Below are 7,087 nucleotides of genomic sequence, written 5' to 3' on the forward strand. Positions count from 1 at the left end.
ATGCTCAGTCAACTAAGGGAAATAGTTGAACACGTATCAAGAGTTGAAGATGTGTCGACGGCTCTTGATATTTTAGTTAAAGAGACATGCAGTGCGATGCAGACGGAATGTTGCACCGTGTATTTGGCAAATAATGATATGCAGCGCCTTGAGTTGATGGCAACTCAAGGCCTGATCTTCAAAGGCAATAGTATTCACATTGGTTTTGACGAAGGCCTGGTTGGCCTTGTTAAAAGAAGCGCTGAACCTATCAACCTTGCACAAGCGTCTGCTCACCCTGCTTATAAATTTTTTCCGGAGTTGGGAGAAAAGGTTTATCACTCTTTTCTCGGTACTCCGATTATCCATCGCAAGCAAGTGCTTGGTGTTTTGGTTATTCAACAGAAATCTCCTCGTTTATTCAGTGAAATGGAAGAGTCTTTCCTTGTCACTCTTTCAGCACAACTTGCGGTTATTGTGGCGCATGCCCAAACCCAAGGTCATTGGTTATTAGAACAACAAAAGTTGCCGGCGACGAAAGGTATCGCAGCGTCATCAGGTGTAGCGATTGGTGATTTGTGGTGGGACAACACGCAACCTGAATTAACCGATGTTTATCCGGCTTCGACGCTTAATGTTGAAAGAGAGCATGAGTTGCTGGCGGTTGCTGTCGAAAATGCTCTGAATGACTTTAAGCGCATGCGCAAGCGTTTGGACAGCGAAATAAACAAAGATGCGTTGGCGATCTTTGACCTGTTTACTCACTTACTCAACGATCCCATGTTGCGTAAGGATCTGAAAAGCCAAATTCAGAAGGGCGATAAAGCTGATTGGGCACTAAGACAAGTTGTTGAAAGTTACTCTAATCGCTTTGCTCGTATGTCTGATGTCTATCTTCGCGAGAGAGCACAAGACATTCGAGAGCTCGGACAAAGGCTGCTGTATTTCCTTCATAACTCTGAGCATGAACTCCGCACGTTAGACAAGCCCATTATTCTGGTGGTACGTGAACTAACGGCCTCTGTTTTGGCGTCTATTCCAAAAGAAAAATTGTTGGCGGTCATTTCCTTGGAAGGGGCGGCGAACTCTCACGCAGCGATCTTATCTCGTGCGCTTGGCATTCCTTCGGTGATGGGGGTCAATTTCAACCTTGCCCAAGCTAATGGTAAGCAAGCGATTGTCGATGGGTATAGCGGTGAGATTTTTATTGAGCCGAGTCATAACTTACTTAGTGAATACCAAGGGCTGATTCTAGAAGAAAGTGAACTCTCTTCTATGGTCAACCGAGAATTATATTTACCAGCAAGAACGCAAGATGATCAGCAAATAGAGATCTTGCTCAATGCTGGTTTGAGTGCGGATACTAATATAGCGATTAACCAAGGGGTTGACGGCGTAGGCTTGTATCGAACGGAAATTTCTTTCTTGTTACAGCAGAGATTCCCGTCAGAAGACGAACAGTTCAAGCAGTACCGTTCTGTATTATCGAGCTATCCCGAGAAGCAAGTGGTGATGCGTACGTTGGATATTGGTGGTGATAAGGCATTACCTTATTTCCCGATTGAAGAGGACAATCCGTTTCTTGGCTGGCGTGGTATTCGTTTTACACTCGATCACCCAGATATCTTTATTATTCAACTACGCGCCATGTTGCGTGCGAGCTGTGATAGTCAGAATTTAAGTATCCTATTACCAATGATTTCGGGTGCTCAAGAGCTGGATGATGCGGTTCAGCTTATAGAACAGGCTTACGATGAAGTACACGAGCTTGATAATAGAGTACGCATGCCTCGCATTGGTATCATGATCGAAGTGCCATCAATGCTGTATTTGCTGCCGTTAATCGCAGACAAGGTCGATTTTGTTTCTGTGGGTACCAATGACTTAACCCAATATTTATTGGCGGTTGATCGGAACAATTCCCGCGTATCTGATGTCTATGAATCCATGCACCCTGCGGTGATCATGGCATTAAAACAAATTCATGATACATGTAAGCAATATCAATTACCTGTGTGTATTTGTGGCGAGCTAGCTGGTGATCCTATGGGCGCATTACTGTTGATTGGGCTAGGGTACGAAACGTTAAGTATGAATACCTCAAATGTCGCTAGAACCAAATACTTGATTCGCCAATCTAACCTGAGTGAATTACAGGATTTAGCAAATAAGGCACTTTCAAAACCGTATGGTCGTGACATCTATAGTATGATGCTCAACTATTTCGAAGAGCGTGAATTTACAGGCTTCATTCGAGCAGGTAAAAAATAGGATTTGACGTGTCATATGAACTAATAGGCTTGTTAGCAGGTCTTGGTGCTGTTGTTGGTGTTTTAGCGGGTTTGCTGGGCATTGGCGGTGGCTTGCTGGTGGTGCCTGCCTTATTGTTTTTGCTTCCTAAAGCGGGCATCCCTCAAGAGTTTGCGATGCAGATGGCATTGGCGACTTCGTTATCAACCATTATTGTTACGTCAGGATCGTCTGCGATTAACCACTTAAAGTTGGGTAACGTAGAGATATTTGTCGTTAAATGGTTGATGCCAGGTGTGGTCGTGGGTGGTTTTCTCGGTTCTTTTGTCGCCGACATCATTCCAGCTCAATATCTACCGAAAGTCTTTGGTGTGATTGTATTGGTATTGGCATTACAAATGCTGTTATCGATTCGTTCTACGAGTCAGAAAGCGATGCCAGGCTCTGCAAAAACGATGTTATGTGGTGGCGGTATTGGCTTAGTCTCAAGCTTGGCTGGTATTGGTGGTGGATCTTTATCTGTGCCTTTTCTTAACCATCATGGTGTAGAAATGCGCAAGGCCGTGGGTTCCTCTTCGGTGTGCGGCTTTGTTATTGCTATTTCAGGAATGCTCGGGTTTATTTGGCATGGTTCGTCTGTAGATGATCTTCCAGCGTTTAGTTTGGGCTATGTTTACCTACCAGCTTTGGTCGCAATATCTTGTACTTCAGTTCTAACTACTCGAGTTGGTGCGAAACTGGCGACGCAATTGCCAACTCCCGTGCTAAAGAAATTCTTTGCAATATTTTTAATGTTTATAGCAGCTACAATGCTGCTGTAGTGTCTTTTTTGTCAGCTGCTGAGCTGACCGTTATTCAATTTAGATAGAGAGCCACGTATGTCTCAGGGTTTTATCGAATTCCCAAATATCGATCCTGTTCTTATCGAACTAGGACCAATTTCAGTTCGCTGGTATGGCTTAATGTACCTTGTTGGCTTTATGTTTGCTCTTTGGCTAGCAAATCGCCGAGCTGATCAACCAGACAGTGGTTGGACCCGAGAGCAAGTATCAGATTTGTTATTTGCAGGCTTTCTAGGTGTAGTACTTGGCGGTCGTATTGGCTACGTACTTTTCTATAACTTTGACCTTTTCCTAGCAGATCCTCTTTACCTCTTTAAGGTATGGACGGGTGGTATGTCTTTCCACGGTGGTTTGCTTGGTGTTATCACTGCGATGTTCTGGTATGCGAAAAAGAACGGTCGAACCTTCTTTGGTGTAGCTGACATGATCGCGCCATTGGTTCCATTTGGTTTGGGCATGGGGCGTTTAGGTAACTTCATGAACAGCGAGCTTTGGGGCCGTGTGACTGATGTGCCATGGGCAATCGTATTCCCTAATGGTGGTCCACTTCCTCGTCACCCATCTCAACTTTACGAGATGGCGCTTGAAGGTATTGTGCTGTTCTTCATCTTGAACTGGTTTATCAAAAAGCCGCGTCCTCTTGGTTCTGTGTCAGGGTTATTCCTCGCAGGATATGGTACATTCCGCTTCTTAGTAGAATACGTACGTGAACCTGATGCTCATCTAGGTTTGTTCGGTGGATTTATCTCTATGGGACAAATTTTGTCACTGCCAATGGTTATCATCGGTGTGCTGATGATGGTGTGGGCATACAAGCGTGGTCACTACAAAGATGAATTACCACAACAAACGAAGTAAGGAACTGGTGTGAAACAGTATTTAGACCTCTGTCAGCGTATCGTTGATGACGGTACTTGGATTGAAAATGAACGCACTGGCAAGCGCTGCCTAACTGTGATCAATGCTGACCTTGAATATGATGTTGGTAATAACCAATTCCCACTGGTAACAACGCGTAAAAGCTTTTGGAAAGCGGCAGTTGCTGAACTGCTTGGTTATATCCGTGGTTACGATAATGCTGAAGATTTTCGCAAGCTAGGGACTAAAACCTGGGATGCGAATTCGAACCTGAACGAGGCATGGCTGAATAATCCTTACCGCAAGGGTGAAGACGACATGGGCCGTGTTTACGGCGTTCAAGGACGTGCATGGGCAAAACCTGACGGCGGTCATATCGACCAACTGAAGAAGATTGTTGATGATTTAACTAACGGTATTGATGACCGTGGCGAGATTTTAAACTTCTACAACCCAGGCGAGTTTCACATGGGTTGTTTGCGTCCGTGTATGTACAGCCACCACTTCTCTCTGCTTGGTGACACCCTGTACCTAAATAGTACTCAGCGCTCTTGTGATGTCCCTCTAGGTTTGAATTTCAATATGGTTCAAGTGTATGTGTTCCTCGCTATCATGGCGCAGATCACCGGCAAGAAGGCGGGCGTGGCTTACCACAAGCTTGTTAACGCTCATATCTATGAAGATCAACTTGCACCAATGCGCGATGTTCAGTTGAAGCGTGAGCCGTTAGCTGGCCCTACATTCCATATCAATCCTGAGATTAAGTCTCTAGAAGATTTAGAAACATGGGTAACGATGGATGACTTCTGGGTTGAAGGTTACGAATGCCATGAGGCGATTAAGTACCCATTCTCGGTTTAATGCAATCCGTTTTATTTGATTAAAAGGCTGCCATTGTGCGGCTTTTTTTGTACCTGTAGCTCGGTAACGAGATACGAAGAGCGTGTTTAGATTTGAGTCAGTGATATACGAAATATCAAACGCAGATAATGAGGGGAGTCGATTTTTTTTACTCGTTTACTCGAATCACGCATCTGCTTTTGCTTTTCGTCACTCGCTACTCGAATCCCACACCTTCTTTTTCTTCCCTCATCGGCTCCTAAAAAGAAAAAGCCCGCAACCTAGGAGGTTGCGGGCTTTGCTATAAGCGATGTGTCTTTCTAGCGGTTAAGCTATCTAATTCTTTAGCTATTAAGCAGTCAGTGCTAACACAGTACCAGGCAGTACAAGGAATACTGCAACAAGGTAACCAGCGACTACAGACTTATTCTTCACAGCCATATCAGAAATGATGTCAGAAGCTTTCACTGGAAGTTCACGTAGGAACGGAATACCGAAGATGAATACCGTTGCCATGATGTTGAACACCAAGTGTACTAGAGCAATCTGTAGTGCGAATACTGCAAACTCACCAGATACTGCTGTAGCTGCAAGTAGGGCGGTAATACAAGTACCAATGTTTGCACCCAGAGTGAATGGGTAAACGTCACGTACTTTAAGAACACCTGAGCCTACTAGCGGAACCATCAAGCTTGTTGTCGTAGAAGATGACTGAACAAGGATAGTCACGATAGAGCCAGAAGCGATACCGTGGATAGGACCACGACCGATTGCATTCTTTAGAATCTCACGAGCACGACCAACCATCAGGCTCTTCATTAGCTTACCCATTACAGTGATAGCTACGAAGATTGTTGCGATACCAAGAACGATAAGCATGACGCCGCCTACAGTGTCGCCAAACGTTGATAGTGGTTCTTTAATCGCACTGACTACTGGTTTAGTGATTGGCTTGATGAAGTTAAGACCACCCATGCTCATATCACCTGTTGCTAGCATCGGTGATACTAACCAGTGAGAAATTTTCTCTAGAATACCAAATGCCATCTCTAATGGTAGGAAGATAGCGACGGCTAATAAGTTAAAGAAGTCGTGAATGGTCGCACTTGCGAATGCACGTTTGAATTCTTCTTTACAACGAACATGACCAAGACTAACAAGTGTATTGGTTACTGTTGTACCAATGTTTGCACCCATGATCATAGGGATTGCTAGCTCAACAGGTAAACCACCTGCCACAAGGCCAACGATAATTGAAGTAACTGTACTTGATGATTGAATAAGTGCTGTTGCCACTAAGCCGATCATTAAGCCTGCAACTGGGTGTGAAGCAAATTCGAAAAGAACCTTTGCTTGTTCGCCTGTTGCCCATTTGAAGCCTGTACCAACCATTGAAACTGAAAGTAATAGTAGGTAAAGCATGAATGCCAAGTTAGCCCAGCGTAGCCAACGAGTAGTGCTCGAAATCGGCGCTGCTGCAGTAGTAGCTTGGTTCATAATGTTTTCTCCATTGGACCGTTTAAGTCTGTGTTTGGTCTGTTTGTTTAATCTGAGCGTGATGTTAGAGGGGAAATATTTCAGTAATATTACATTTTGGTTTAGGTGAGACTTTTTTGTGATGATTTGCTGTTTAAATATCAAAACTTTAAATGGTGGTTGGTTAAGGTGTTGTTTTTAAATGATTTTATTTTGATTTTTGAGAGGTGATATAGATCTTAAAAGTTAGAAAAAAATTGAAAATAATCGCTTAAATATTACATTATGAAATTAGACACTTCGAAAAAATAAGTAGTAATCGATGTATAAGTTAGGTTTTTCCGAGTTTGTTGAGTGAGTGCGTCATATTTGATATAAAGGATATCTTCTCTTTTATTATTACGGCACATCTATGTCGCACCTCAACTACAACCACCTCTATTACTTCTGGATGGTTTGCAAGCAAGGTTCTGTTACTAAAGCTGCAGAAGCCCTATTTCTCACACCTCAAACGGTTACAGGTCAGATTAAAGCGTTAGAAGAGCGCATGGATGGCAAGTTAACTAAGCGCAATGGTCGCAGTGTTGAACCTACTGAGCTTGGTCAGCTGGTGTTTAAGTATGCTGATCGTATGTTTGGCTTAAGTTATGAAATGTTGGATATTGTGAATTACAGCCAGCACTCAAATATTCTGTTTGATGTGGGTGTAGCGGATGCGCTGTCAAAAAGGCTCGTGAGCAAGATCTTGATGTCGACGATTCCAGAAGATAACAGTATCCACCTTCGCTGTTTTGAATCGACTCATGAAATGCTTCTTGAACAACTCTCTCAACATAAGCTCG

6 protein-coding genes are annotated in these 7,087 nt (G+C 43.6%); 5 read left to right on the forward strand and 1 reads right to left on the reverse strand.

Going from position 1 to position 7,087, the window contains the following annotated elements; all coding sequences use genetic code 11:
* From ptsP to IQO02_RS04665, 4 genes are read left to right on the forward strand one after another with little or no spacing between them, the layout of a single operon-like run.
* Positions 1–2,250, forward strand: coding sequence for a phosphoenolpyruvate--protein phosphotransferase (ptsP, locus tag IQO02_RS04650; protein WP_010434823.1), 2,250 nt, complete (start codon positions 1–3; stop codon positions 2,248–2,250).
* 8 nt (positions 2,251–2,258) lie between these two features.
* Entirely contained in the window at positions 2,259–3,050 is a 792-nt protein-coding gene (locus IQO02_RS04655) for a sulfite exporter TauE/SafE family protein (RefSeq protein WP_010434824.1), read from the forward strand.
* A gap of 57 nt (positions 3,051–3,107) precedes the next feature.
* Positions 3,108–3,929: a prolipoprotein diacylglyceryl transferase gene (gene lgt, locus IQO02_RS04660; protein WP_010434825.1), complete on the forward strand. Its 822-nt coding sequence runs from the start codon at positions 3,108–3,110 to the stop codon at positions 3,927–3,929.
* Between the two features lie 9 nt (positions 3,930–3,938).
* Positions 3,939–4,790 carry a thymidylate synthase gene (locus IQO02_RS04665; RefSeq protein WP_010434826.1) on the forward strand — a complete coding sequence of 284 codons (852 nt, stop codon included), beginning with the start codon at positions 3,939–3,941 and terminating at the stop codon, positions 4,788–4,790.
* A 330-nt stretch (positions 4,791–5,120) separates the two neighbouring features.
* On the opposite strand, the gene IQO02_RS04670 is transcribed toward IQO02_RS04665, so the two are convergent.
* Positions 5,121–6,266, reverse strand: coding sequence for a Na/Pi symporter (locus IQO02_RS04670; protein ID WP_010434827.1), 1,146 nt, complete (start codon positions 6,264–6,266; stop codon positions 5,121–5,123).
* A 391-nt stretch (positions 6,267–6,657) separates the two neighbouring features.
* Here IQO02_RS04670 and nhaR point away from each other — a divergent pair.
* Positions 6,658–7,087: transcriptional activator NhaR (nhaR, locus tag IQO02_RS22045; protein ID WP_228005998.1), on the forward strand; the 430-nt coding region annotated here is incomplete at its 3' end.

This window comes from Vibrio sp. OPT24 (assembly GCF_015163545.1).
Taxonomy (GTDB): domain Bacteria; phylum Pseudomonadota; class Gammaproteobacteria; order Enterobacterales; family Vibrionaceae; genus Vibrio; species Vibrio cyclitrophicus.

Excerpts from the sequence above, each read along its gene's own strand:
- lgt (WP_010434825.1), top strand. The coding sequence starts at position 3,108 with ATGTCTCAGGGTTTTATCGAATTCCCAAATATCGATCCTGTTCTTATC.
- ptsP (WP_010434823.1), top strand. The coding sequence starts at position 1 with ATGCTCAGTCAACTAAGGGAAATAGTTGAACACGTATCAAGAGTTGAA.
- IQO02_RS04670 (WP_010434827.1), bottom strand. The coding sequence starts at position 6,266 with ATGAACCAAGCTACTACTGCAGCAGCGCCGATTTCGAGCACTACTCGT.